The following is a 627-nucleotide window of genomic DNA, read 5'->3' as shown; positions in this document are numbered from 1 at the left end:
GCCCAGGCGTCGTGCCAATCGTCGTGCCAGGCTTCGGTGGCGTGGTCGGGGATCCAGTCGTGGGCCGAGTCACGCAATGTTGGTGGTGTCCAGCCTTCGCCGTGGATGGGTGGCGCGGTGGAGTCGTAGCTGGTGCCGGTGGGAGTGTGGATGCGTAGGTGGTGGGGTCCGGTGCCGTCGAGTCCGGTGGATTGCACGGTGAAGTGCCAGCCGTCGTGTTCTTTGACCTGGTTGTGACGTTCGCAGAGGCCGTCGCCGTTGCCGGCGCTGGTGGCGCCGCCGTCGTGGACGGATCGGGTGTGGTCGACGTGGACGGCGGGGGCGTCGCACCACGGGACCCGGCAGGTGGGGTCGCGCAGTTCGAGGAACCGTCGCAGGCCGCCGTGGAAGCGGCGTTGCCGGGAGTCCATTGCCACCAGGTCGCGTCCGGTGGGGTCGGTGAACAGTCGCCGCAGCCACACGAATCCACTCTTGGTGGAGTCGGTGCCGGCGTCGTTGGTGCTCGGGTGGTCGAGGTTGCTGGCGACCCAGTCGCGGGCGGCCTGTCCGGGCACGACTCCCCAGCCGGGGATGGTCGCCGTGTCGTCGGCCGGGGCTCGCCCGCCGAACGCGGCGGGGATGAGGGTG

General features: G+C 70.5%; 1 protein-coding gene. It reads right to left on the bottom strand.

All coding sequences use genetic code 11. The annotated features are described in order from the left end of the window. Positions 1–627 (bottom strand): HNH endonuclease (locus N803_RS18665; RefSeq protein ID WP_169743120.1); only part of this gene is annotated, 627 nt, incomplete at both ends.

Source organism: Knoellia subterranea KCTC 19937 (assembly GCF_000768685.1).
GTDB classification, from domain to species: domain Bacteria; phylum Actinomycetota; class Actinomycetes; order Actinomycetales; family Dermatophilaceae; genus Knoellia; species Knoellia subterranea.
The sequence above is the reverse complement of the archived record's forward strand: the minus strand, read 5'-3'. Positions and strand labels throughout refer to the sequence as shown.